Here is a 1,599-nt window from a genome sequence, read left to right on the forward strand (position 1 = left end):
GGAGCAGGAGAAAAAAGAGGAGGGGTTGCCCCCTCGTCACACCTCCGCCAAAGCCGCCGAAAGCTCGTTCCCGGCTTCCTTCGGGACCAGTTCCAGCCGCAAATCCAGCGCATCTGCAATGCGAATCAGGGTGTCCAGGCGCGGCACCGCGTTCCCGGTCTCCAGCCTGGCAATCGCCGATTGCTTGACCCCGGCCTTTTCGGCCAGTTGCTCCTGCGTCAGGCCAAGTTCGCGCCGACGCAAAATCATCGCCAGAATCAGTTGCGCCAAGAAGTCGTTCAGCTGTTGCTCCTCTTTGGTGTAATACTGGTCGCGAAGATCCTGCCAATGCAGCAAACCGTCGGGGCCTCTTGTGAGGCCCTTCTTTTCATCCATCTCGACTCACTCCTCTGAGGTTTTCAGCTTTAACCGCAATTCCGTTCATTACGGACCGTGGCGTTCGATCCAGTCCTCATATTCCCGTCTCGCTTTCTCGATCTCACGTCTCGGCGTTTTCTGCGTCTTTTTCACGAACTGATGAAGCAGGACAAATTTGTTTCCTCTCCACCCCACAAAAAGCACCCTGTACCGACCCGGACGCAATTCCCATATCGGGCCTTCGATATGATCCACATAGGGCCTTCCCAATCGGGTTCCTCGTTTGGACAAGAAGTGCAGATACATGTCCAGCTTCCGCTTCAGAGCAACCGCGTCTTTGTTTCCCGCTCCGGCATCTTCAGTAATTCGGGCGAGAAAGTCAGCGATCTCACTTTTGCCGCGGGCATTTCTGTACACAACAATTTCATACACAGGAGCACCACTTTCGTATTGTTTGCGCTACTATCGCCACGGATTATAACGCATTCGTTATAAACCTACAATCCCAATTCATCGGCTTACATGCTCGCCCAATCCGGCACATAGCACGTTCGCAACACCCTTCCCTCCCCGTCGCGAAGCCGCGCGCCCGGAGACCGTCCGGACGGCCCGGACGGCGGCATCCAAGGCAGCCAAGGCCTCCCGCCATGATTCCGCGGCTGCTCATTCTTCCCCATCGACCAGGATGGCGTATACCGATGGATTGGGCTGGAATAGCGGAGTGGGACGGTCCGATTTCCAGTGTACAGGAGCGGGTTCCAGGGGAGCCGGCGGGGACGGCGAGATGCCCGTTGTCGCGCTTCCAGGCACCCGATGGCGCTCCCGCTTTGCCTCCTCCGGCAGAAAGTCAAGCATCATCGGAGGCTGGGGGCGCTGTTCATCCCGCCCCCCGTTGAAGGTTCGTCCACGAGCCGGGCGATTACCGACTTTCTGCGCAACTCGGCGGTGACGAAGCCTCGGCTGGTGAGTTCATGAAGAAGCCGCTTCGCTTCCTCCGCGCTTTTCACTCCAGCCACCTTGTTTGTTTGGACATCCCGTGACGTCGCAACCCTGCCGCGGCGGTGGATCCAGTCTGCCACGCCGAGAAGCCGACGGTCCGTAAGTTTTGCGAGTATCCCTTTTTCTACCACAAGCTCCTCCATTAAATCAACATACAGCCAGCAGACCGACATGGGACCTTCCTAGGACCGCAAAAGTTTTAAGGGCCAGCCTGGCCCGGCGGTATGTTTGGCTGGGTCTAAA

2 protein-coding genes and 1 pseudogene are annotated in these 1,599 nt (G+C 57.5%); all 3 read right to left on the reverse strand.

Going from position 1 to position 1,599, the window contains the following annotated elements:
• Positions 1-36: 36 nt before the first annotated feature.
• The 3 genes and pseudogenes from K6T64_RS16770 to K6T64_RS16780 all read right to left on the reverse strand — a co-directional run bounded on the left by K6T64_RS16770 (position 37) and on the right by K6T64_RS16780 (position 1,529).
• Positions 37-375: a helix-turn-helix domain-containing protein gene (locus K6T64_RS16770; RefSeq protein WP_288011386.1), complete on the reverse strand. Its 339-nt coding sequence runs from the start codon at positions 373-375 to the stop codon at positions 37-39.
• Positions 376-510: 135 nt separating this feature from the next.
• Positions 511-663: pseudogene (locus K6T64_RS17075) on the reverse strand (type II toxin-antitoxin system RelE/ParE family toxin); the annotation flags it as partial.
• A gap of 548 nt (positions 664-1,211) precedes the next feature.
• Positions 1,212-1,529 (reverse strand): hypothetical protein, encoded by a 318-nt coding sequence (locus K6T64_RS16780; protein ID WP_288011392.1) that lies wholly within the window; start codon positions 1,527-1,529, stop codon positions 1,212-1,214.
• Positions 1,530-1,599 lie beyond the last annotated feature (70 nt).

The organism is Kyrpidia sp., from assembly GCF_023512215.1.
GTDB lineage: Bacteria > Bacillota > Bacilli > Kyrpidiales > Kyrpidiaceae > Kyrpidia > Kyrpidia spormannii.

Bases quoted from the DNA above. Each gene is read 5' to 3' on its own strand.
- K6T64_RS16780 (WP_288011392.1), bottom strand. From the start codon at position 1,529: ATGTCGGTCTGCTGGCTGTATGTTGATTTAATGGAGGAGCTTGTGGTA.
- K6T64_RS16770 (WP_288011386.1), bottom strand. From the start codon at position 375: ATGGATGAAAAGAAGGGCCTCACAAGAGGCCCCGACGGTTTGCTGCAT.